The 578-nt window shown below is 36.3% G+C and carries 1 protein-coding gene; it reads right to left on the bottom strand.

Annotation, left to right across the window (positions count from 1 at the left end; genetic code table 11):
* On the bottom strand, positions 1-458 hold a 458-nt coding region (locus JCM9157_RS23075; protein WP_035668899.1), incomplete at its 3' end, for an IS110 family transposase.
* Positions 459-578: the final 120 nt, after the last annotated feature.

The raw sequence follows: 578 nt of genomic DNA, 5'->3' as shown, positions 1-578 counted from the left end.
CTTGCGATTCGTAGATCAGCATATACTCCCTCTGGAATATTAGGTTCAGCGTATCTTCCGTCTTTCACTAATTGAGCAATAACCTTAGCGTCTTTCACATCATTTTTTGTAGGAGAATTATCATCTAATTCCTTCGTCTTCTTAACATGCATTGGATTAACAACGACAAGCTTGAGATTAAGTTCTTTAAGATAATGAGCTAAATTAAGCCAGTAGTGACCAGTAGGTTCAACACCGACAATTACTTTAACCATATCTTGTTGACCCTGAATCTCTCTAATCCAATCAACAAATACATCAAAACTATCTTTCGTATTGTCAAAGTGTAGAGGTTTACCAAACTCCAAACCTCTGAAGTCCTGCGCACGAGCTACGTGCTTGAATTTCGCAATATCAACACCTATAATGAGTGTTTGAGAAGTAATTTGAGCAATTTTATTATTTTGGTTATAATTCATTATGAAGGCCTCCTGGTATATAATTTGTCCTTTCGCTGGCCAGCTTCGGACATTTATATCATACCAAGAGGTTATTTTTTTGTTCAAACTCCATTTTTTATCATTACAGGAATGCTGCCC

The organism is Halalkalibacter akibai JCM 9157 (assembly GCF_000513135.1).
GTDB classification, from domain to species: Bacteria; Bacillota; Bacilli; order Bacillales; family Bacillaceae_D; genus Halalkalibacter; species Halalkalibacter akibai.
This window is presented reverse-complemented; position numbering and strand designations above follow the sequence as displayed.